This window comes from Nonomuraea sp. CX421, from assembly GCF_059358955.1.
The window spans coordinates 243,179-263,919 of the sequence record NZ_JCADBK010000002.1 but is presented as its reverse complement, the minus strand read 5'-3'; the positions used below and the strand labels follow the sequence as shown (position 1 = coordinate 263,919).

The following is a 20,741-nucleotide window of genomic DNA, read 5'->3' as shown; positions in this document are numbered from 1 at the left end:
TGTCCCATGTCAGCATGCGGGGAGACGTGTAATCCCAGGGTAAGGGGTATTTCAGCCGGTGGTTCACGCAGCCTCGGAACGTTACAGAATTCTCAGCTAGCGTTCAGGACCGAGTGACGTTCTAATGTGTGTCCATGACCGTTCCCGGGATCGACCAGCCTCGCCTGTCCGCGTGGATGGCCAAGAACGTCCCCGACGCGGGCGAGCCCCTCTCCGTCTCGCTCATCTCCGGTGGCAAGTCCAACCTCACCTACCTCGTCGAGGCCCGCGAGCGCCGCGTGGTGCTGCGCCGCCCGCCGCTCGGGCACGTCCTGCCCACCGCCCACGACATGCGACGCGAGTGGCGGGTCATCTCGGCCCTCGCGCCCACCCCCGTGCCGGTGCCCGAACCCGTGGCGTTCTGCGGGGACGAGGACGTCATCGGGGCGCCGTTCTACCTGATGGGATACGTCGAGGGCGCGGCCGTACGAAGAAGGGCGGAGCTCGGGGACCCCACGCCCGAGGAGACCAGGCGGCTGTCCGAGCGGCTCGCCGAGGTGCTGGCCGCCATCCACGCCGTCGACTACCGCGAGGTGGGCCTGGGCGACTTCGGCCGTCCGGAGGGCTACCTGGCCAGGCAGCTCCAGCGCTGGGGCCAGCAGTGGGAGCGCTCGAAGACCGCCGACCTGCCCGAGTACGACCGGCTCGCCGGCCGGTTGCGCGACCGGATGCCGTCCGGCTCGGCCGGCACCCTCGTGCACGGCGACTACCGGCTGGACAACACGTTGATCCGGACGGCTCCCGCGCCCGAGATCCTGGCCGTGGTCGACTGGGAGATGTCCACTCTCGGCGACCCGCTGGCCGACCTGGGGCTCACGCTGACCTACTGGCAGGACCCCGGCGACGACGAACGGGCCGGCATCCCGGTGGCGGGCGACGTGACGCTCGCCCCCGGGTTCCTCAACGCCGCCGAGTTCGCCGCCCACTACGCCAAGGTGTCCGGCCGGGACATCTCCGACCTCGGGTTCTACGTGGCGTTCGGCAACTACAAGCTCGCGGTCATCGTGGAGGGTATCCACGCCCGCTTCCGGCAGGGTAAGACCGTGGGGGATGGGTTCGAGCACATCGGTTCGGCCGTGCCCACTCTGGTAGCCCGTGCGCACAGGATCCTCGACCAGTCGTGACCACCCCACAGGAGCGTTGATGAGCACTGTTGCACTGATCACCGGAGCGGCGAGCGGCATCGGCGCCGCGGTGGCGCGGCGGCTGTCCGCCGGCGGCGCCCGATGCGTGCTGGTCGACCGCGACGGCGAGGGCGCCGAGCGGCTCGCCAAGGAGGTGAGCGGCGTCGCGCTGGCCGCCGACGTGAGCACCGAGGAGGCGTCGCGCGAGGCCGTCGCGCTGGCCGAGGAGAGGTACGGCCGGCTCGACCTGGTCCACCTCAACGCCGGCATCACCAGCGGGGTCGACTTCGCCGCGTTCGACGCGGCGCAGTACCGCAGGGCGGTCGGCGTCAACGTCGACGGCGTGGTCTTCGGCGTCGCGGCCGCGGTCCCGCTGCTCAGGCGTTCCGGCGGCGGCGCGATCGTGGTCACGGCCTCGCTGGCCGGGCTGGTCGGCTACGACGGAGACCCGATCTACACGATGACCAAGCACGCCGTGGTCGGGCTGGTCAGGGCCCTGGCCGCGCCCCTGGCCAGGGACGGCGTCAGGATCGGCGCGGTCTGCCCAGGCTTCACCGACACGCCGCTGGTCGCCGACGCGCGCGAGCTGTTCGTCAACGCCGGGTTCCCGCTGCTGACGGCCGAGGACGTGGCCGCGGCGGTCGAATCCGCCTTCTATGCCGAATCTCCCGGTACGTTGCTGGTAGTTCAGCCGGGCCGGCAGCCCGTGCCCTACCGTTACGCGGGTGTTCCAGGCCCGGCGGGTGGTGAGCGGCCGCCGGCCCCCTAATCTGAAGCGCAAGCAGCTTGCAAGTCTCGTATATACGGTTATAAAGGTCGGGCGCGGCAGCGCCCGACTCTCTGTATGTACGTGCGAGGGGTGGAGGTTCCCGTGATTCCCACCGATGGTCGGCATGCCCGGCGGCGGCCACCGTGGCCGATCGCCGTGGGCGCCGGCGTCCTCGCCGTCGTGCTCGTGGCAGGCATCATGATCTACGCCGCGATGCGGGTCGGTTCCAGGGACGAGTTCCGGGGCGGCGAGGTGGCCGAGGCCGGGCCCTCGCAGCCGGCCCCCACCCTGGAGCAGCCACCCGCCCTCGAGGACTGGCCCCGGTGGGGTGTCACCCACACCCAGTACAGCGCCGACACCGCGCCCAAGCAGATCTCCGAGCAGGCCAAGGGGGTGCTCGGCCGGGTCCCGATGCTGCAGAACCAGCACATCATGGGCTGGGGCGTCGGCAACCCCGAGCCGCGCCCCGGGCAGTACAACCTGGGCGATCTCGACCGGCGGATGAAGTTCATCTCCTCGTCGCGTGGCCTGCCGGTCATCACGCTCTGCTGCGCCCCCGACTGGATGAAGGGCGGGCAGGCCGGCCGTACCGACTGGAGCAAGAACCACACGGTCGCCCCCAAGCGCGAGCACTTCGACGACTACGCCAAGCTCGCCGCCAAGGTGGCCAGGCAGTATCCGACCGTCAAGCACTTCATGGTGTGGAACGAGTTCAAGGGCTTCTGGGACACGACCTCCAACCGGTGGGACGCCGAGGGCTACACCGAGATGTACAACAAGGTCTACGCCGCGCTGAAGCAGGTCGACGACGACATCCAGGTCGGTGGGCCGTACGTGCCGATCGGGAGCGAGTCCGGCGCCGGCGCGTCCGAGCTGACCGGGCCGTGGGGCACCATCGACCAGCGCGCCCTCGACGCGATCGAGTACTGGATCCAGCACAAGAAGGGCGCCGACTTCATCGTGGTCGACGGCGCCTCGATGACCAACGACAAGGGCAACATCCCCGGCGACTTCGCCGCCCAGGCCAAGTTCGGCGCGATCACCACCTGGTTGCGCGAGAAGAGCGGCGACATGCCGGTCTGGTGGGCCGAATGGTACGTCGAGCCCGACAACTCCGGCTGGAGCGAGGAGAAGCGCACCGCGGTGCAGGCCACGGCGCTGATGGAGTTCGCGAAGAGCGGCGTGACGTCGGCCCTCTACTGGAACCCGCAGACCAAGGGCCAGGGCGTCTGCCCGGGCTGCCTGTGGTCGGCCGCCGACGAGGGCGACATGCCCATGGCGGGCCTGCTGAGCGGGTTCACCCGGTGGTTCCCCCTCGGGGTGCGGCTCCAGCAGGTCGAGGCCTCCGACGAGCGGATCAAGGTCCTCGCCCAGGAGCGTCAGGTCGTGATGGTCAACACGGCCGACGCCGAGGTCACGGCCACCGTCGACGGCAAGCAGGTGACCTTGAAGCCGTACGAGGTCAAGTGGGAGGGACGGGGCCAGGGCTGACCGGCGACGGTGGAGCCGCCGCCGGTCGCCGGAGCGGGCCCTACTTGTGGTGCACGATCTGGATCAGGTTGCCGCAGGTGTCGTCCAGGACCGCGGTGGTGACCGGGCCCATCTCCAGCGGCTCCTGGGTGAAGCGCACGCCGAGCCCGCGCAGCCGGTCGAACTCCGCGTGCACGTCGTCCACGGCGAAGGCGGTGGCCGGGATGCCGTCCTCGACCAGCGCTTTCCGGAACGGATTCACCGCCGGGTGGCCGTCGGGCTCCAACAGGAGCTCGGTCCCGTCGGGATCGTCCGGCGAGACCACGGTCAGCCAACGGTCCTCGCCCAGCGGGACCTCGGTCTTCTTCACGAAGCCCAGGACGTCGGTGTAGAAGCGCAGGGCCTTGTCCTGGTCATCGACGAAGACGCTGGACAGGTGGATTCTCATGAGGTGCCTTCCGGTGTGTCGGGCCTGAGCCATCGGGTCACGATCTGCTCAAGCGGTTCGGTGTTCACGTCGTGGAACTTGTAGCGGCCCTGACGCCGCGCATGGATCAGACCCGCGGATTCCAGTACGGCCAGGTGCTGGCTGACCGCCTGGCGGGACAGCCCCAGGCCGTGCTTGGCCGTCAGCCGCGCGCAGATCTCGAACAGGGTCTGACCGTCCCGTTCCACCAGCTCGTCAAGGATGTGCCGGCGGGTGGGATCGGACAGTGCCTTGAAGATGTCTTCCGCCACGCCCTCAGCATAGGCAAGTGAAGACTTGCCTATCAAGTCGGGCGAGCAGTCTCGCGCCGGGCCGTGCTCCCTCGATCCGGCTCAGGCCCGCTCCCGCCTGGGCGGGAACTCGGCCGGATCCGTGATGGCCTTGCCGGGGGCGCGGGCGTACGTGATGCTTCTCAGCAGCCACTCCACGGGCCCGTACCTGTGCGTGCGCAGCCACCACCGGCTGTAGATCGCCTGGCCCGCGAAGAGGCCCACCGCGATCAGCACCTCCAGCGGCGGACTGATCCGATCCACCAGCGCCAGGCCGTAACCCGTGAAGATGAGCGCGCAGATCAGCGACTGCGCCAGGTAGTTGGACAGCGCCATCCGGCCGGGCGCGGCCAGGGCGCGGCCGAGCCGGGGCAGGCGCGGCAGCAGCCGCAGGAACGTGGCCGCGTAGGCGGCGGCCAGCAACGGCGCGGTCAGCAGGTCCACCGCCTCGCCGGCGAACTTGTGCACCATGCCCGTCCACGCCGACAGCGTGTAGACGAACGCGCCGCCCAGCCCGGCCGTGAAGCCGATCCACTGCAGTCTCCTGAGCGCCGCGGTGTGCGCCCGGAGGTCGCGCAGCAGGCCCAGCTTGCCCACCGCGAGCCCGATCAGGCACGCCGCCAGCACCGCCGGGCCCTGGAAGAGCACGCGCAGCACGACGATGAGCGACAGCTTGCGCAGGTGCTCGGCGACGATCTGCGCGGCGGACCCCGCCAGCGACGCGTCGGACTTGATCGCCTCCGCGGTCCCCTGCGACACCGTCCCCGCCAGGTCCAGGCCCGCCCCTGCCAGTACGGCCAGCAGCGCGAACCCCGCCGCCAGCACGCAGGTCAGCACGATCGCCAGCACGACGGCGGTCCTGGGCGTGATCCGGCGCAGCAGCAGGAGCGCCAGCCCGGCCACCGCGTAGGTGGTCAGGATGTCGCCCGGGAAGAGCAGCACGGCATGGGCCAGCCCGAGCACGAAGAGCCCGGCCAGCCGTCGCAGGAACATCGGCGTGAACGCCAGGCCCCGCCGCGCCGCCGAGTCGATCTGCAGGGTGAAGCTGTAGCCGAACAGGAACGAGAACAGCAGATAGAACTTGTTCTCCAGGAACATCGTGACGGTCCACCGCACGGCCCAGTCGAGCGTCGAGCCGAACGCCGGCTCCGCCAGCCCGGCCATCCGGTAGCCGGAGGCCAGGAAGGCGATGTTGACCACGAGGATCCCCAGCAGCGAGAACCCGCGCAGCGAGTCGACGGCCGTGATCCTGGTCGCCGGCCCGTCCACGTGGACGGGAGGTGTTCGCTGTGCCGTCATCGGCGAACATCCTTCCGCAAAACCTGAGCGTTTCCTGTGAATTCAGTTATTCATCGCGATAAAGATGAATCGCTCGATGATGACCCCGACTGCCACCAGGAACGCCGGTATGGCCAGGTACAACAGCCGCCTGCGGGCCCGGCGAGCCCGATCGGGGCCGTGCAGCCGGATCACCTCGTAGGCGAAGAACGTGATCCACGTCACCGCCAGCGCCCCGATGCCCACCGGCGTCCAGGGCGAGGTGGGATCGCCCCGCCCCTTGTACGGCTGGGGATCCGGGATCTCGGTGCCCCTGACGAACGTCTTCCAGGTGTAGAGGGCGGCGTCCTTGTTGGAGTAGACCTTCTTCAGGTCCGGCGAGGCGTCCAGCGCGGCCCGGAACCTCTCGTGCCAGTCCTCCGGGAAGCCCTCGTTGAGCTGCAGGTAGCTGACCTGCCCCCGGCTGACGACGAGATAGGTGTTGCGCGGGCTCTCCTTGAGCTTCTGGACCGCGCTGGCGATCTGCGTCGGATCCTTGTGAACGAGCGCCTGGCCGTTGAAGTTGACCAGCTCGACATCCTTCTCGCCCCAGGGCAGTGTCGGGGTGACCTCCGGGCCCTCCTTCGGCACCAGGTAGAGCACCCGCGCGCTCGGCTTGTCGTGGTCGTACACGTAGTGCATGGCCGCAACCTCGCCCGAGGTCACCCGTTCGAACTTCTCGTTGCCGTAGCGGGCGACGAGGAACGCCATGGCCAGCACGACCGAGACGGACGCCGCGAGGACGACCGTGACCTTCCTCGTCACCTCGGGGTTGAAGCGGACGTTCCGCCTGCGGATGGGGATCGTCTCCTCCCGCACGTCCGCGCTGTCGGCGGGCAGGTTGGGGAAGAACGCGTACGCGGCCAGCAGGCAGGCGCCGGGCAGCGCGAACATGTAGATGCGCAGCCCGATCTCGCCGCCGTAGCTCTGCAGCCCCAGCGCCATCACCGGCACGCAGAGCAGGATCAGCGCCGCCCGGTCGAACACCCCGCGGCGCAGCCTGCGCAGCAGGCCGGTGGCGGCCAGTGAGAGGATCACGACCAGGATGCCGAGACGTGCCTGGAGCACCAGCGCGTGCGCGGGGTCGCTGCCCTCGATGCGGTCGCCGGTGTTGCTCTGCAGGTTGTCGAAGACCCTGCCCAGTCCGCCGAAGATCGTGTCGATCTGGCCGGCCCAGAAGCCCACGGCCTCGTAGCTGATCCAGGCCAGCACCACCAGGCCGAGGGAGAACGGCAGCGCCCAGGTGAGCGACGTGCGCTTGAAGATCAGGAACGCGGTCACCACGCCGAGCATCATGAACGGCGTGATCTGGTGCGAGGCCGTCGACGCGAAGAACAGCGCCAGCAGCAGCGTCAGCATCAGCAGCTTGTCGGCCCGGAACATCCCCGTGTTGGCGATCTCGCCGGGCGTCATCGCGTCGAGCCGGCCGAGCAGCTTGCGCAGCCCCTTGGGCGGCACCGGCTTCGTGCGCGGCTCCACCCGCCCGAACCAGCGCAGCAGGATCGCCACGAAGGCCAGATACAGCGCGAACGTGAAGCCCTGCGGCGAGAAGTAGTCCTGCCCGATCCACTGCACCAGCACGAACAGCAACGCCGCGAACCAGCGCGCCCGCGTCGTCGCCACCACCTGGCGTAGGATGAGCACGAAGGGCAGCAGGTAGAGCAGGTTGGACAGCAGCGGCGTCCACTGCAGGATCGTGGTCATGTCGCTGATCCCGGCGGCCTTCGTCACGAACGCGAAGAGCGCGAAGTAGCCCGGCCAGCCCATGCGGGCGTCGATGTTGATCGCCGTCTCACCGGTGCGGCCGATGAAGTCGACGAACCCCGCGTGGATGTACGCCGTGGGGAAGCGCGGCTCGTCGGCCACCAGCGCGCCCGCGCCGTGCAGCGCGAACGTGATGACCGCGATCTGGAACAACAGCAGGAACTTACGGTCGGTCGACTGCGCCACCGTGACGAAGAACGCCACGAGCATGATCAGGATGGCCGCGAACGCGCTCGCCGGCAGCGCCGCGATCAGGCCCAGCCCGTTGATCTCCGCCGGATCCACCCCGCGGAACGGCCCCGGGGACGCGCGCAGCGCCAGGACGTACATGACGAGGGCCTCGACGGTGAGCAGCACCGGGAGCCAGGTGGGCGCGCTGTGCAGCAACTGCCGCAACCGCGCCGCCCCCCCCGTGCGCTGACGTCCCGCCGTCCCGCCCGCCGTCGCGCTCTGGGGCGCTTGGGGCGCAGGAGCCTCGTGAGACGCGTGCTGAGGCTCTGCGGGGCCAGGAGGCTCCTGAGACGGCCCAGGCGTCCTCTGAGGCGCCTGTGGCACCCTCTGGAACGCCACCGTCGGCCCGGACCCACTCTCTCCGGGCGCTTCCTCGCCCGTGTCCCCGGCCGAGATCCTCGCACTCTCGGCGCGGAAGTCATCCTTACGCCCGGCGCCTGTAGGGCCGGAGTCCTCTTCACCGGCGTCGGCACCCCGCGCCGTCGTCGACCTCCCACCCGATGGGCGGCCCACGACAGGCATCGCCTCCGTAGGCGGATCCTCCACCCTGGCGGCCCCCACACCAGAGGCGGCCCCCACGTTCGAAGCCGAGCCTCCTACCGCGCCGGCGGCAGAGGCTTCGCCCTCACCTGACGACCGCCCGGCATCGGCGCGAGGGGCCCCGCTCGCCGGAAGCGTGTCGCCGGGCAGGTCCTCGGCCCGTGACGGGTCGTTTGATCGTGACGGGTCGCCTGGAGGCGCGTCCGGGATGGGAGGACCGCCCTTGCCGACCTGGGAAGGCCGCCCGCTGCCGCCGCCGGGCGTGCCGGTGGCGGGCAGGACCTGCGTGACGGTGTCCTCGGCCTGGGAGGTGCCGGGCGCGCCGTCCTGGACGGGCGTCGCGCCCCGGGAGCCGGCCGTGCGGGACGACGGGCTCCCAGACGTGCCCTCCGCCGTAGACCTGGCGGACGTGTCCTCCACCACGGGAGTGGCGGACTTGTCCTTGGCTGGGCGAGTGGCGGACTTGTCCTCGGCCGGGGGAGTGGAAGGCGTCTTCGCGGTCCCGGACGGAGTGGAGGGGGGTGCGCCGGTCGAAGAGGAGGCGGTGACGTCGGGGACCGTGGGCGGGCCGCCGATGCGCAGGGTGGGCAGGCGAATCGCCGTCGTCACGTCGGAGTCCGCCACGCCGCCGTCGCCGTAACCGTTGTCGCCGTCGTCCGCAGCGGCCGGACTGCCCGCGGCGGCCGGACCGTCTGGTGACGCGGCGTCGGCGGGGTCGCCGGACTCCCCGGAGAGCGTGATCCGGGGAATGATGCCCGTGGCGTCCGGATCGAAGGGCACCTCCGGCTCCTCCTCACCCTTGAGCTCTGAGGAACCCGTGATCCCGGTTGTCATGCCATCGCCGTCCCGTTGCCTCACGTTGACCATCATGGGGCCCCGGGCGACCCCTGAGCGACGGTTGGCTGCCCGATTTCGCCGAATTTAAGAATTTTGCGGAGACTTCCGAAGATCAAAAGGGCGACCAGAATCTGGCTGAAGAGCATGCCGTAACCGACCGCGTTCACGCCTGCGAAGGGGAACAGCACGACGATCGAGATCAGCACCGTGGCCGCCAGCCCGATCTGGACGATCGCCAGGGTGCGCGCCTGGCTCTGCGCCCGCAGCGCGCTCAGGTAGACCTCGATCAGCACCCGGGGCAGCACGGCCAGCGCCATCAGCCGCAGCAGCGTCGTCCCCTCCGCCGCGAACTCGGACCCGAAGACGGTCAGGATCAGCGGCGCCGCGAGGATCGTCACCGCGATCACCGGCGCGATGATCAGGAAGGCCCGGCGCAGCGCCCTGCGGCAGTTGTCGGCCAGTTGCGCCCGGTCGAAGGAACCCTCGACGGTCAGCGACACGGCCATGTTCATCGCCAGCAGCTCGATCATGCAGCCCAGCGTGTGGGCCATCGAGAAGCGGCCGAACGTGGCCTCGCCCACCTGCGTCGCGATGATGACCGGAACGAGATAGACGATCGCCAGGATCGACAGCGTGCCGGGGAAGTCGCCGGCCAGGAACCGGCCCACGTCGCGCAGCCTCGGCGGCCGGGCGCTCGCCTCGGCGCTCTTGACGTGCCGGGGGATGACGATCGCGAAGATGAACCAGTTGATCGGGATCAGCGCGATCGCCGTCGGCACCATCCAGGACACGAAGATGCCGCCCTCGGGCAGCGCCCCGGCCAGGGCGACCAGCAGGCCCATCTTGAGCAGGCCGAAGATCAGGCTGTTGAGCGGCACCCAGGTGGCCTTGCGCAGGCCGGTCAGCACCACGTCCTGGAGCGTGAACACCGCCCAGACCAGCACCGCCGCCAGGAAGAACAGGCCGGGCCCGAACCCGCCGAGCACCGAGTAGGTCTTGCCCCACAGCGGCAGCGTCAGCAGGAACCCGGTCGCCGCCACTACACCGGTCGCCCCCGCGAGCCCGTACCCGCGCAGGACCAGCTCGGGGGTGCGGCGGCCCGCCACCGGGAGGAAGCGGGCGAGCGCCCCTACGAAGCCCAGCGCGGTCAGCGACGCGAACAGCCGCATCGCGGTGATCAGCGCCTGGCCCCTGCCGAACTCCTCGGGCGTGTAGTAGTGGGCGGCGAGCAGCCAGTAGCCCATGCCCAGCACGGCGGTGATGCCGGTGTTGGCCATCAGCGCGTAGCCGTTGCGCAGCAGCGGGCTGCGCAGGTCATGGACGATCTTGCGCCAGAGGCTAGACATCTCCGCGCACCCGGCGCAGGCCGTACCTGGTCCGCCTGACGACCGCGTAGCCCTTGGTGAGGACGCGTTCGCGCAGGTAGATCAGGGGCACGGCGCTGCCTTCGACGGCGCGTCTGAACATGCTGATGGTCGTGTTGCCGGCGACCGTCAGCCGGGGGATGGCGAGCATGTCGTGCCGGTCGGCGGCGATCGCGTTGCTCACGGCGCATGCAGCGAAATATCCGGCTTTGCGCACCTCGCGGCGTACCCGGGCACTGGAGTAGCCGAACGGGTAAGCCATGGTGGCGACCGGGGCGCCGATCTTCTCCTCCAGCAGCCCCTTGTTCTTGCGCAGCTCCTGGCGGAGCTCCTCGGTGCGCAGCTGGTCGAGCTGCGGATGGCTGTGGCTGTGGCCGCCGATCTCGATGCCGGTCTGCGCGATCTCGCGGGCCTGACCCCAGCTGAGCATGTCGTCGAGCGCCCGGCCCGCGGCGTCGGGACCCGCGTCGGCCACCCAGCCACTGGTCAGGAAGACCGTGGCCGGGAAGCGGTGGCGCTCCAGCAGTGGCAGCGCGTGACTGTGGAAGTCGGCGTAGCCGTCGTCGAAGGTGATCACGATGGGTTTGACGGGCATGGCGCTGGTCTTGTTCAGGCTCGCCACCAGGTCGCCCAGCGTCATCGGGGTGAAGCCGCTCTCCGCCAGGTAGGCGAGCTGCTCCTCCAGGTCGGAGGGGCGCACCGAATGGGGGCGGGTCTCCTCGTTGGGGGTGTCGGTGACCGAGTGGTACATCAGGATCGGCACACGGGTCATGACCGCACCGCCTTCAGCCGGGCGGTGCCGACCACGTACCCCCAGGTGGTCCAGGCCAGGCCGATCACGATCGCAGCGGCCCGGCCGAGCCCGCCCAGGTCGCCGCGCAGCGCCTCACCCACGCCGCGCAGCGCGCCGAGCGGCAGGGTCTTGAGCGCGTGCGCCCGCTCGCTGGCCAGGCCGTCCTGGGTGCCGACCTCCTTGGTGACCAGGGCCTTGGACAGGCCCTCGGCGTAGCACCTGGACCGGAAGTAGGCGAACCGCTCGCGCTGCGCCGACACCTTGTGGCCGATCACCGCGCGCGGCTCGAACAACATGACCGAGCCCGGCCTGCGCTGGCTCAGCCTGATGCAGAACTCCGTCTCCTCGCAGCCCAGCGGCCGGCTCTTGCGGCCCTGCACGCTGCGGCCGATGCCACTGTGGAACCCGCCGACCTCGGCCACGACCTCCCGCAGGAAGGCCGCGTTGCCGCCCATCACGTTGCGGATCGGCGCCCGGACCGCGGGCATGCCGCGGTAGGTGCACCCGACGGTCCAGTCGAACTCGTACGGGAACCACCGCGGCCTGCTCCGCGACGCCCACAACGGGTCGGTGCGTCCGCCCACGCCGACGACGCCCGGATCCTGGAAGCCCTCCTCCAAAGCCTCCAGCCAACCGGGATCGGCGACGGCGTCGTCGTCGAGGAAGGCGACGATCTCACCGGTGGCCGCGGCCACGCCGGTGTTCTTGCCGCCGGACAGCCCCTGCTCGTGGGTGTTCTCCACCACGATGACCTGTGGATAGGCTCGCTTGAGCTTCAGGTGCAGGTCGGGGTTGTGGTCGACCACCAGGATCAGCTCGTGTGGACGGCGCCGCTGGCGCTCGACCGACTCGACGGCCTCCCTGATGTCCTCCCACCGGTCCTCGGTGTAGACACAGATGACGACGGACGTGTTCACGGCTATGCCTCTTTGTTATGCGACGCCCCGGTCCGCGGCGGGAGCGGCGGCCGGCTCGGGCTGCACGGGAGTGGGCTGGCGGCGCCACTCGCGCAGGATGGTCTTGAGCACCCGGAAGCCGTCGCGCACGGCTCGCAGGTTGCTCTCGCCGTGGATGCGGCAGCGCTCGTGGCTCGGCACCTCGTGCACCTTCAGCCCGCCCTTGGCGGCGCGGACGTTCAGCAGGGTCTCCACCTCGAAGCCGTCGCAGTCGAGGTCGAGCACGTCGAGGTGGCGGGCCCAGAAGGCGTTGTAGCCGTAGCAAAGGTCGGTGTACTGGGTGCCGTACATGACGTTGACCAGGCTCGTGAGCACCTTGTTGCCGAACCTGCGGTTGAAGGTCAGATCGTCGCTGCCCCCGCCCGCGGCGTAGCGGGAGCCCTTGACGAAGTCGGCGCCCGTCACCAGCGCGCCGACAAAGGTGATGATCTCGTGGCCGTCGGTGGAGCCGTCGGCGTCGATCATCACGATGATGTCACCGGTGCAGGCGGCGAATCCGGCGGCCAGGGCGTCGCCCTTGCCCTTGCCGGTCTGCGTGACGATCTTCACATTGGGCCGCAGCCGCTTGGCGACGGCTACGGTGTCGTCGACGGAGTTGCCGTCGACGAGAATGATCTCGTCGATCCACTGCGGCAGGGTGGCGAAGACGTGGGGAAGGTTCTCGGCCTCGTTCATCGCCGGAACGACCACGCTCACCGTCGGGGAAATGGCCAGGTGAGGGGTGACCGGCGTGAAACGCTCAATAGGTGGCATCGATCGCAACGGTGTGATCTGAATCTTGCCGTTGTGCTTGGTGGTCTCGGGACTCATGGTGAGGCAAATCCTTCCGGGACCTCCTCCACGCGAGCCGAGGACGGCCACACCCGGGTGCTGCGGGAATGGCGACATCGACCAACGGTGCGTGGAGCGGTCCTGTGGCGTGAGGGCGGTGCTTCAGTGCTGCTGCTGCTGTGCCGGGGGTGGCGCTGGTTGGGGTGGGGGTGGGAGCTAGTTGGCTCCCGTGGGTTCCTTCACTGCTTGCTTGGCTGGCTCGGGGCGTAACGAACTGCGAACACGGCCGAAGCCCTTGAGGACACGATCGGCCGCTCTATAGAGAGACGGTCGGTCCAGGACAATTGTTCGCGCCTTGTTGAACGGGGTCCGGCCCATCCAGTGGACCGCCGCTGTCGGGGAGGGCCTCGACACGCGGCCCTCGGCGACGTAGAGGACACCGCTCTTGAGCCAGTCCTTGTACTCCTTGCCGCCCTTGCCCATGTCGACCATCTGCAGGCCGGCCGTCGCGGCGGCCTCGGCCATCTGCAGGTGGTGCACGATGCCGGGGGAGTAGCGGGCGTACTCGGTGTCGTAGGCGGGGAACCAGCCGACGAGCGTGGTGGCGGTGCGCAGGCCGAAGTGGCCGGCGACGGGCGTGTCACCGGCGTAGAGCATGGTCAGCACGCCGCCGAAGTCGCTGGAGTGCTCGGCGTGCATCAGGTCGATCAACTCGACGATCCACGGCTGCGCGAACCTGTCCACCCGCCCCGTGCGACGGTACTGGTCGGACTTCCAGCCGAGCAGGACGCGCAGCACCTCGGGATCCGCGGAGGCGTACTCGAAGCGCAGGTCGCCCTGCTCCCGGCCGAGCTTGCGCTCCTTGTAGCGCACGGTCTTCAGGTTCTTGGGGGAGTTGGACCTGACCTGGTCGAGCCAGGCGTCGAAGCCCGCGGTGAAGTCCATGACCGGCGCCGGGCGGACGTCGGCCTCGTACGGCGCGAACGTCGGCTGCCCCGCGACCATGTGGTCGAAGTCGAAGACGGTCAGCTTGCAGGCGCGCAGCAGGGCGCGGGCGTCGAACTCCAGCCCGGGGGCCGCGATCAGGCCGTGGCAGGTGGTGAGGAAGCCGCCGAGTGGCTTGCCGATGCCGAAGCTGTGACGCTCGTAGGGGAAGAACCCGGCGACACCGGACCCGTCGTGGAGGACCGCCACCCTCACGTAGTCGCGCAGCCTGTCCATCGCCACGGCGAACTCGACCGACAGGAACGGGTTGTCGAGGCTCGGATCCGCTTTCTGCAACTCTCGCCAGCGGGTGAGTTCGGAGTCTCCGAGATCTCCGGGGCGAACCACCGTGATCTTCACCTTGACCTGGCCCCCTGTTCGGTCTGCATGTTCTTCCCCCGGTACAACACGCGAAGCACGTACATGAACCCGCCGAGCACGGCGACCGTCGCCACTCCCGCTCGCGGCGACCACGCGTTGAACTGCAGCATGGCCTGGGCGAGGAGAACGTTGATCACCAGGCTGGCGGCGGCCCCCACGGAGAGCGCGGCCAGCGGGTCACGATCACGCAGCAACCCGACCACCGCCGCCCCGGGGACGACCAGAAGGAACAGCGAGATCAAGGCAGGGCGGAGAGGCGTCTCGATGTCGAAGAGCGCGATCACCGCTCCCGCGATGCACGCGAGCCCGAGCAGCCACGCGAGCGCTCGGCGGTGCCTGATCATGGTGTCTCCTGGCTCCTGGCTGGTTAAAGGCGCGATTGATCGCATTTCATGGGACCAACCCACCTGCCGGCACGTCAATGCCGACGCTTGGTGACCCGCATTGGTTTACCGAGAGGCGAGAATTTCCCATGTGGCCTACAACACAGGGTCAAGCGTCCCGCGGCCCGATCCGTTCACCAAGTACACCAGGATGCCCTATTGGGTGCCCGATCATCGAGTCAGGGCCCGACTCCTACCTATATGTCGCTTAAACGAAGATCTACGGTGATGCGCGTCACTCATGGGAAAACTGTTGCCTCATGAGGGACTTCCCGTCTCACTGTGCGCATCCCCGGCCGAGCTGTGCGACGGGTCGCTGACCGGATCGGTCTCGGTCGGGGTGGGCGTCAGCTCCTCCGACGGCCCCTCCGAGGGCTGCCGCTGATGACCACGCCACGACAGCGAGCAACTGCCGCCGCCGCGGTTCGAGCCGAAGGACACCGTCCCGCTGCCGGGAGTGTCCGGGTCGGTGACCGTGACCCAGACGGAGACCGACCGGCCGGCCTTGATCGAACCGCTCGCCGGGTACACGCCGAGCCCCGCAGAGGCGCTCGCGGTCCAGGTCACGGCGGCATTGCGGGCGGTCAGCCGGACGGTGGCCACGCCGTCGATCCCGTCGGGGCAGATGGCTCCCAGCCGGGCGCCGGCCACGGGGCGGCGGGTGGCCGGCGGCGCGGTGGCCGGTCGGGTGGTCGCCGCCGTGGCGACCGGCCGCACCGTGGCCGGCGTCCGGTCCGGGCCGGTGGCCGAGGGCGTCGGGGTGGGGCCGGGCGTGGGCTCGTCGTCCTCGGCCGCGGGCTCCTCGGGATCCGCGGACGGATCGGTGAAGCCGTCCACGGGCGAGGACGCGGGCGGCGAGGGGATGACGTGCAGCGCCGTGCCGGTGCCGGGCTCGCCGCCGCCGATCATCACCATCGCGCCGGTGGCGGCGAGCACGCAGACCCCCGCGAGGACGACCGGCGCGAGCCCGCGCGGCCGGCGCCGTCGTCGCGAACGGGGCTCGGCCGCCGCCGGGAAGCCCGTACGGTCGAAGCCGTCGCCCCGATCCATGATCAGCATGCGGGTATCGTCACCGGAGGGGCTCCCGCACGTCTCGATCACCCGGTGGCGCAGCGAGATCGGCGGGAAGGCCACCGGGACCAGGTCGAGCAGCCGTCCCGCCGAGACCTTCCGGTGCCGTCCCTCGGTGCACACCTCGCAGCCGCCGATGTGCCCGGACAGCCGCCTGCGCAGCAGTGGCGTAAGCGGCCCCTCCCACGAGTCGACCATCGACGACAGGTCGGGGCAGTGCGCGCGTCCCACCCGCGCCAGGATGACGGCCGCGGCGGCGTTCTCCAGATGGTCGCGGGCCCTGCCGAGCCGGCTCGCGGCCTGGCGTGAGGTCAGCCCCAGCACGGCGCCCGCCTCGGACGGGGTCAGGCCGTGGCGCGGCGCCAGCTCCAGCAGCTCTCGCTCGTTCCTGCTCAGCTCGCCCAGCGTCTCGCGGACCAGGCCGGACAGCTCAATGTCGTCCGTCTCCTCCAGCACGGGAGCCGGCAGACCCTCCGGCGAGGTGCCGCCCCGGTGCGCCATCCGCGCCACGGCCTGGAACCTCGTCAGCGCGTACAGCCAGGCGCGCAGCCGGGTGTCCTCCTTCAGCCGCCGCACCGCCCCCTGGGCCGTGACCAGCGCGTCATGGACGGCGTCGGCGGCCGTCTCCCGCTCTCCCAGCAGCATGAACGCGTAGGCGTAGAGCCGCTCCCCGTAGGCGTCGTACAGCGTGGCGGGGGCGTCGGCGTCGGCACGCCGCAGCGCCTCCGCCAACCGCTGATCGGCGGCACGGTCCACACTCGGCCATCCAGGCACGCAGTCCCTCCCCGGCTGGGTTCGCTACCCCACGCGCTTAGGACGCCGCCGGAAAAGAGCCGGTTGGCCATAGATGCTCAACCGGCATGACCAGGGAGAACAGTGTCAGAAGTGATGTGAGTTGCCAGAGTCACCCGTCGCACTTGGGGGAGCAGAGGCGGCGTTCCATGGCCTGCAGGAAGATGTCGCGGACCTGGAGGACATCCTTGGCGATGAAGGCCTCGCCGCCGGTGGCCTGGGCGAGGGCGTCCATCCGCAGCTTGCCCTTGGGGGCGTCCGGGCCGAACGCGATGAGCAGGATGGCGACCGGCCGCTTGGGGTTGTACGTCTTCTTGAGGAACGACAGGATCTGCGCGTCGCTCACGCCGCCGTCGGGGTCGTCGTTGCCGGCGCCGTCGGTGAGGATCAGAATCGTATTGATCTTGTCCTCGGCGTACGTCTTGGACATCTCCGTGTAGGCGGCCTTGATCGTGTCGTTGAGCCCGGTGTCGCCGGTGGCCTTGGGCTGCAGCGTCCTGTTCAGCGTCTCCTTGCGCAGCACTCCGTTGACGGTCTCGCTCAGCGGGCCGACCGAGACGTTCTCGATCCAGTCCTTGCCCTGGCCGTCCATGTGCGTGGAGAAGGCCCACTGGCCGATCTCGGAGTCGGCCGGGAACAGGCCCAGCCCCTCGGACGCGATCTTGCTGATCGCCTGCATACGGGTCATGTTCGTGCCCGGCACGGGCAGGGCCATCGTGCCGGACACGTCGAGCAGGGTGAGCATGCGGGTGCCGAGGTTCAGCCTCGACCAGGTCTGGGTCATGCTGGCCACGGTCTTGGCGTCGGGCGCGGGCAACGCCTCCGGGGCCTCGGGGTTGAAGCCCTTGTCCTTGGACAGCGCGTCGCCGGCCTGCCCGTCAGGGGTGCGGAAGCCCTGACCGCGCAGCACCTTGCGGGCCGACTCCGTGGCGAGCTCCTTCTGGAAGGCCGCCGCCGCCTTCTGGACGGCCGGGTCCTTGGTGATGGTCACGATCGGGTAGTCGAGGCTGAGCGTGCCCTCGGCCGGGTAGAGCGGCACCACCTGGGCGTCCGGCTTCTTCGTGTTGTGGACGTAGACGGTCTGCTCGGATGTGACGCCGACGGGCACCCTGCTGCCGGACTTCACGGTGAGGCTGGCCAGCAGCGCGTTCGGGTCGGAGACCAACTGGCCCGACAGCTCCTTCAACGCGCCCACCAGCGCCTTGCCCTGGCCGGCCTGCTTGGCCGAGCCGGCGGCGGCCAGCAGCGCGGCCATCCCGGCGGAGTTCTTCTGCGGGTCGAGGGCGAGCACCCGGACCTTCCTGCCGGGGCCGTCCGGGTTCGCGACGTTGGCCGCGGCGATCATGCTGACCCAGCTGGGCTTGAGGCTGCCGGCCAGCTTGGGCGCCGCCGACTTGGCGGTCACGAGGACGACGGGCGAGGTGGCGACCGACCCGGACGGCTCGGGCAGCGCGGCCTCGGCGGCGGGCTCACCGCGCAGCCGGGCCACCACGAGGCTGGAGTCGGCCACCCACACGTCGGCGTTGGCCTTGCCCGCGGTCAGGGCGTTCGCGGTCTTGGCCGCCGCCTCCCTGGCCACCGACACCTCGACGCAGCGGCTGTCGATGGAGTGCAGGGCCTTGTTGTAGGTGCCGGCGATCTTGTTCAGGGCGGGCTGGATGTCAGGGGTGGCGACGACCCGGAGCGCCAGCTTGCCGCCGGAGCAGTCGTGGTCGCGGTTGAAGATGACGAACGCGGCGACACCGAGAAGGACGGCCAGAGCGACGGCCCCGGCGAGCGGGACGAGCACCCGGCCCCGGCCGCCGCCCGTGGCGCGCCTGCGGGGTGCTGGTTGCTGGGATTGGTAGCCGCCATCGAACTCGTCTGTGCGGTGTCGCCCCACGATGTCCTCTTAGCTGTGTCGATGACCTTCCGGAGACCCTAGCCGGAGATACTCCGCAATACTGTCGGAACGATACTCGGTGCGGTTACTGTGGCAAAACAGCCCTTTTGGTGCAGAAACCACGGTGAGTCACCGTCAGTGGCAGCATGCGTGACCGCGCCAGGCCCGCATTCCCTCACGCAGCGCGACGATGGCCAGGGCGACCGCCATGGCCGGATCCACCCACCACCAGCCGAGCGTGTTGAGCCACAGCCCGGCGAGCACACCGGCCGCCATCATGGCGCAGATGAGGTTCTGGGTGCCCTCTCCCGCGGTCGACGGAGAGGCCAGCCGCCGCCCCAGCCGCCGCTTGGCCATCCCCAGCGCCGGCATGCTGACCATGCTGACCGTGGTCACCACGATGCCCAGCGTGGTCGGCACCGCCCGGTGGCCCGCGTCGAGATCGTGCGCGACGTGCAGGACCAGATAGGGGGCGAGCACCCAGAAGCTCACGGCGACCGCGCGCCGCGCCTTGAGCTCCGCGCTCGCCGACAGAGTGCGCGAGCCGGTGAACCGCCACACCACGATCAGGCTCGCCGCCGCCTCCACGAGGGCCGCCAGCCCCCAGCCGATCAGCGCCACCGAGTGCGCGGCCAGCCCGGCCGCCAGGCCGAGGGAGCTCTCCAGCCCGAGCCACACGAGCGTGACGATCGACAGTGCGCGCGCCGTGCGCGCCGCCCGGAGCCAGTCGGCTGACGCGGCCGGATGCGCGTGAACCCGCTGGTCAGGCACCATGAACCTCCGAATCCGCGGCGTCCGGCCGCCGACAGCGTTACGTACCATACCCGCTACTTAGCGTGACTTTAGTGGCGAGGGGCAAAGATTGACAGGGTAATCTGTAATGATCGTTTCGGGGGAGGAGCCGTTTCGTGCCGTTCACGCCCGCCCACATCGCCGCCGTGCTGCCGCTCGCGTCGTCGTCCCGGATCCGCAGGCTGGTCGACCCGTGGGCGCTGGCGATCGGCGCGATGGTGCCCGATCTGCCGATCTTCCTGCCGTTCCTGCCCGACTACTCCGACTGGCACGCCTGGCGTGGTGTGCTCACCATTGACCTGCTGTCGGTCCTGGTGCTGCTCGCCCTGTTCCACCTGGTGCTCAGGGATCCGCTGATCTCGCTCCTGCCGCCCTCGCTCGCGGGCCGCGCCGCGACCCTGCTGCCCTCCTGGCGCCGGGTCCGGCCGCTGCCGATCGTCGCCGGCGCGCTGATCGGGGCCGCGAGCCACGTCCTGTGGGACTCCTTCACCCACTCCACCGGTCCGGCGGAATGGGGCGAGTGGCTGTCCTACTCGGTCTTCGGTGTGATCAGGCTGTTCCGTCTGCTGCAGTACGGCTCCTCGGTGGTGGGTCTGGCCCTCGTGGTCTGGTGGGCGTGGCGCCGGCTGTCGCGGATGGCCGCCTGCGGAGTGCCCGGCCACCTGCGGATCTCCCCTCGCGCCCGGCTGACGGTTCTCACGGCCTCCTACATCGGCGTGGTCGCCGGAGCGCTCCTCTGGCCGGTGCTCTATCCGCCCGCGCCGGAGTTCGGCCTGCCCGGCGTGCTCACCAAGGTGGGTGCGGGCACGGTGGTGGGGCTCTGCCTGGTGCTCTGCTGCTACGCGCTCGGCTGGCAGGTCAGGCGGCTCGTGGCAGTATCTGAAGGTGCCTGAGTACGTAACCGACGCGAGCGACCCTCGCCTCACCGACTACACCCGGCTCCGCGACGTCGAGCTGCGCAAGAGCCTCGAAGCCGAGCGCGGGCTGTTCATCGCCGAGGGCGAGAAGGTGATCAGGCGCGCGGTCGCCGCCGGCTACCCCATCCGCTCGGTCCTCACCACCGGCCGCTGGCTGGAGCCGCTCGCCGACGTGCTCGGCGACGCCCAGGTGTACGTGGCCGGTGACGACGTCATGACGGGCATCGCCGGGTTCCCGGTGCATCGGGGGGCGCTGGCCTCGATGGAACGCCTCCCGCTGCCCTCGCTCACCTCCGTGCTGTCCGGCTCCGCGCCGGGGCCCCGGCGCGTCTTGGTGCTGGAGGACCTGGTCGACCACGGCAACGTCGGCGCGATCTTCAGGTGCGCCGCCGCGCTGGGCGTGCACGGCGTCGTGCTGTCGCCCCGGTGCGCCGACCCGCTCTACCGGCGGGCGGTGAAGGTGTCGATGGGGGCGGTGTTCTCGATCCCGTACGCGCGGATGGACAACTGGTACGACGGTCTGGCCCGGCTGCGGGAGGCCGGATACCGGAGCCTGGCCCTGACGCCCGAGCAGACGGCCACCTCCCTCGACGCCGTCAAGCTCACGGACCGGGTCGCGCTGCTGCTCGGCTCCGAGGGCGACGGGCTGTCGTCGCGGTGGCTGCACGAGGCCGACGAGCCGGTCTGCATCCCGATGAGCCCGGCCGCGATGGAGGCGGGAGTCGACTCGCTCAACGTGGTGGCCGCAGCCGCCATCGCCTGCCACGGCCTGATGCGCTGATCCTCGCAGTGCCGGGCTTTCGGCGGC

19 protein-coding genes are annotated in these 20,741 nt (G+C 70.1%); 6 read left to right on the top strand and 13 right to left on the bottom strand.

Annotated elements, in window-relative coordinates:
- Positions 1 to 134: 134 nt before the first annotated feature.
- From AC5L3X_RS04295 to AC5L3X_RS04285, 3 genes are all read left to right on the top strand, one after another.
- Positions 135 to 1,163: a phosphotransferase family protein gene (locus tag AC5L3X_RS04295; protein WP_494855239.1), complete on the top strand. Its 1,029-nt coding sequence runs from the start codon at positions 135 to 137 to the stop codon at positions 1,161 to 1,163.
- 19 nt (positions 1,164 to 1,182) lie between these two features.
- Positions 1,183 to 1,932, top strand: a complete 750-nt coding sequence (locus tag AC5L3X_RS04290) for an SDR family oxidoreductase (protein WP_189123504.1) — start codon at positions 1,183 to 1,185, stop codon at positions 1,930 to 1,932.
- A 102-nt stretch (positions 1,933 to 2,034) separates the two neighbouring features.
- Positions 2,035 to 3,423: a GH39 family glycosyl hydrolase gene (locus tag AC5L3X_RS04285; protein WP_494855238.1), complete on the top strand. Its 1,389-nt coding sequence runs from the start codon at positions 2,035 to 2,037 to the stop codon at positions 3,421 to 3,423.
- A 40-nt stretch (positions 3,424 to 3,463) separates the two neighbouring features.
- Here AC5L3X_RS04285 and AC5L3X_RS04280 read toward each other — a convergent pair whose 3' ends face one another.
- The 4 genes from AC5L3X_RS04280 to AC5L3X_RS04265 form a co-directional block, all read right to left on the bottom strand.
- The gene (locus AC5L3X_RS04280) at positions 3,464 to 3,850 is read right to left on the bottom strand and encodes a VOC family protein (protein WP_494855236.1); all 387 of its coding nucleotides are present in this window, start codon (positions 3,848 to 3,850) and stop codon (positions 3,464 to 3,466) included.
- Positions 3,847 to 4,140, bottom strand: coding sequence for an ArsR/SmtB family transcription factor (locus AC5L3X_RS04275; RefSeq protein WP_189123507.1), 294 nt, complete (start codon positions 4,138 to 4,140; stop codon positions 3,847 to 3,849). Before AC5L3X_RS04275 ends, AC5L3X_RS04280 begins: the two co-directional genes overlap by 4 nt.
- An 81-nt stretch (positions 4,141 to 4,221) precedes the next feature.
- Positions 4,222 to 5,457: a DUF418 domain-containing protein gene (locus AC5L3X_RS04270; RefSeq protein WP_494855234.1), complete on the bottom strand. Its 1,236-nt coding sequence runs from the start codon at positions 5,455 to 5,457 to the stop codon at positions 4,222 to 4,224.
- 42 nt (positions 5,458 to 5,499) lie between these two features.
- A complete protein-coding gene (locus AC5L3X_RS04265; RefSeq protein WP_494855232.1) occupies positions 5,500 to 7,635 on the bottom strand; it encodes a hypothetical protein in 2,136 nt (711 codons plus the stop codon).
- Positions 7,636 to 8,233: 598 nt separating this feature from the next.
- On the opposite strand from AC5L3X_RS04265, the gene AC5L3X_RS04260 reads away from it, so the two are divergent.
- Positions 8,234 to 8,650, top strand: a complete 417-nt coding sequence (locus AC5L3X_RS04260; protein WP_494855230.1) for a hypothetical protein — start codon at positions 8,234 to 8,236, stop codon at positions 8,648 to 8,650.
- Positions 8,651 to 8,876: 226 nt separating this feature from the next.
- Here AC5L3X_RS04260 and AC5L3X_RS04255 read toward each other — a convergent pair whose 3' ends face one another.
- The 9 genes from AC5L3X_RS04255 to AC5L3X_RS04215 all read right to left on the bottom strand — a co-directional run bounded on the left by AC5L3X_RS04255 (position 8,877) and on the right by AC5L3X_RS04215 (position 18,998).
- Positions 8,877 to 10,193, bottom strand: a complete 1,317-nt coding sequence (locus tag AC5L3X_RS04255; RefSeq protein ID WP_494855228.1) for a lipopolysaccharide biosynthesis protein — start codon at positions 10,191 to 10,193, stop codon at positions 8,877 to 8,879.
- Positions 10,186 to 10,983 (bottom strand): polysaccharide deacetylase family protein, encoded by a 798-nt coding sequence (locus AC5L3X_RS04250; RefSeq protein WP_494855227.1) that lies wholly within the window; start codon positions 10,981 to 10,983, stop codon positions 10,186 to 10,188. The genes AC5L3X_RS04255 and AC5L3X_RS04250 overlap by 8 nt, the downstream gene beginning before the upstream one ends.
- Positions 10,980 to 11,921, bottom strand: a complete 942-nt coding sequence (locus tag AC5L3X_RS04245) for a glycosyltransferase family 2 protein (protein WP_189123513.1) — start codon at positions 11,919 to 11,921, stop codon at positions 10,980 to 10,982. The genes AC5L3X_RS04250 and AC5L3X_RS04245 overlap by 4 nt, the downstream gene beginning before the upstream one ends.
- 15 nt (positions 11,922 to 11,936) lie before the next feature.
- Positions 11,937 to 12,770 carry a glycosyltransferase family 2 protein gene (locus AC5L3X_RS04240; RefSeq protein ID WP_189123514.1) on the bottom strand — a complete coding sequence of 278 codons (834 nt, stop codon included), beginning with the start codon at positions 12,768 to 12,770 and terminating at the stop codon, positions 11,937 to 11,939.
- Between the two features lie 177 nt (positions 12,771 to 12,947).
- Complete coding sequence (locus AC5L3X_RS04235) at positions 12,948 to 14,063, bottom strand: GNAT family N-acetyltransferase (RefSeq protein WP_308015941.1); 1,116 nt, start codon at positions 14,061 to 14,063, stop codon at positions 12,948 to 12,950.
- Between the two features lie 8 nt (positions 14,064 to 14,071).
- Positions 14,072 to 14,440, bottom strand: coding sequence for a hypothetical protein (locus AC5L3X_RS04230; protein WP_189123516.1), 369 nt, complete (start codon positions 14,438 to 14,440; stop codon positions 14,072 to 14,074).
- A 297-nt stretch (positions 14,441 to 14,737) separates the two neighbouring features.
- Positions 14,738 to 16,324 (bottom strand): RNA polymerase sigma factor, encoded by a 1,587-nt coding sequence (locus tag AC5L3X_RS04225; protein ID WP_494855224.1) that lies wholly within the window; start codon positions 16,322 to 16,324, stop codon positions 14,738 to 14,740.
- Between the two features lie 130 nt (positions 16,325 to 16,454).
- Entirely contained in the window at positions 16,455 to 18,224 is a 1,770-nt protein-coding gene (locus AC5L3X_RS04220; RefSeq protein ID WP_494855222.1) for a substrate-binding and VWA domain-containing protein, read from the bottom strand.
- Positions 18,225 to 18,359: 135 nt separating this feature from the next.
- Positions 18,360 to 18,998: a cation efflux transmembrane domain-containing protein gene (locus AC5L3X_RS04215; protein WP_494855220.1), complete on the bottom strand. Its 639-nt coding sequence runs from the start codon at positions 18,996 to 18,998 to the stop codon at positions 18,360 to 18,362.
- Between the two features lie 134 nt (positions 18,999 to 19,132).
- Between AC5L3X_RS04215 and AC5L3X_RS04210 the strand changes: the two genes are divergently transcribed.
- Entirely contained in the window at positions 19,133 to 19,909 is a 777-nt protein-coding gene (locus AC5L3X_RS04210; RefSeq protein WP_189123519.1) for a DUF4184 family protein, read from the top strand.
- Positions 19,902 to 20,714, top strand: a complete 813-nt coding sequence (locus AC5L3X_RS04205; protein WP_494855218.1) for a TrmH family RNA methyltransferase — start codon at positions 19,902 to 19,904, stop codon at positions 20,712 to 20,714. Before AC5L3X_RS04210 ends, AC5L3X_RS04205 begins: the two co-directional genes overlap by 8 nt.
- Positions 20,715 to 20,741 lie beyond the last annotated feature (27 nt).

What these genes read in the sequence shown, in the direction of transcription:
- AC5L3X_RS04295 (WP_494855239.1), top strand. Translation starts at nt 135, where the DNA reads ATGACCGTTCCCGGGATCGACCAGCCTCGCCTGTCCGCGTGGATGGCC.
- AC5L3X_RS04290 (WP_189123504.1), top strand. Translation starts at nt 1,183, where the DNA reads ATGAGCACTGTTGCACTGATCACCGGAGCGGCGAGCGGCATCGGCGCC.
- AC5L3X_RS04280 (WP_494855236.1), bottom strand. Translation starts at nt 3,850, where the DNA reads ATGAGAATCCACCTGTCCAGCGTCTTCGTCGATGACCAGGACAAGGCC.
- AC5L3X_RS04270 (WP_494855234.1), bottom strand. Translation starts at nt 5,457, where the DNA reads ATGACGGCACAGCGAACACCTCCCGTCCACGTGGACGGGCCGGCGACC.
- AC5L3X_RS04255 (WP_494855228.1), bottom strand. Translation starts at nt 10,193, where the DNA reads ATGTCTAGCCTCTGGCGCAAGATCGTCCATGACCTGCGCAGCCCGCTG.
- AC5L3X_RS04250 (WP_494855227.1), bottom strand. Translation starts at nt 10,983, where the DNA reads ATGACCCGTGTGCCGATCCTGATGTACCACTCGGTCACCGACACCCCC.
- AC5L3X_RS04240 (WP_189123514.1), bottom strand. Translation starts at nt 12,770, where the DNA reads ATGAGTCCCGAGACCACCAAGCACAACGGCAAGATTCAGATCACACCG.
- AC5L3X_RS04230 (WP_189123516.1), bottom strand. Translation starts at nt 14,440, where the DNA reads ATGATCAGGCACCGCCGAGCGCTCGCGTGGCTGCTCGGGCTCGCGTGC.
- AC5L3X_RS04215 (WP_494855220.1), bottom strand. Translation starts at nt 18,998, where the DNA reads ATGGTGCCTGACCAGCGGGTTCACGCGCATCCGGCCGCGTCAGCCGAC.